Raw genomic sequence first — 273 nt, forward strand, 5'->3', positions numbered from 1 at the left:
TTTGGGAAGATCGGCGATAATGGCATTCCCACGGCCGTTGGAGTCGCACCTGCGCATGGTTCCGTGAATATCGCTGTTGACCTCATTCAACGTGGCGCAGAAGATTTTCTAGAGAAACCCATTCAGGCCGACCGCCTGAGAACGTCAATCAACCTCCACCTGCGTAGAACTAAGCTCGAAAACCTTGTCGACGACATCCAGAGTAAGTTCGATCGTAACCGCTTTCATAATTTCATTGGCTCTTGTTTACCCATGCAAGCAGTCTACAAAATC

1 pseudogene is annotated in these 273 nt (G+C 49.1%); it reads left to right on the forward strand.

The window, feature by feature from the left end:
• A pseudogene (locus FTW16_RS14415) lies at positions 1 to 273 on the forward strand (sigma-54-dependent Fis family transcriptional regulator); the annotation flags it as partial.

This window comes from Vibrio sp. T20 (assembly GCF_007858795.1).
GTDB lineage: Bacteria > Pseudomonadota > Gammaproteobacteria > Enterobacterales > Vibrionaceae > Vibrio > Vibrio satsumensis.